A 279-nucleotide genomic window follows, 5' to 3' on the forward strand; every position below is an offset into this window, starting at 1 on the left:
GATCAATCCCCACTAATGAGAAATTGAAGGTCATAAACTCTACGATAGGTCTGTTACCATTCATTGCAGCTCCCACAGAGATTCCTGCGAAACCAAGCTCAGCGATTGGTGTATCGATTATTCTTTTAGGACCAAATTCATCCAGCATTCCTTTTGAAGCTTTGTATGCACCATTGTATTCTGCTACTTCCTCCCCCATCAAATAAATGGATTCGTCTTTACGCATTTCCTCGCTCATTGCCTGTGCAATTACCTCACGAAAAGTATATTCTGCCACAT

General features: G+C 41.6%; 1 pseudogene. It reads right to left on the reverse strand.

Going from position 1 to position 279, the window contains the following annotated elements:
- Positions 1–279, reverse strand: a pseudogene (locus tag ACPYOJ_RS35215) (pyruvate dehydrogenase complex E1 component subunit beta); the annotation flags it as partial.

The sequence above is a fragment of the Rhizobium sp. SVR5-9E genome (assembly GCF_056755095.1).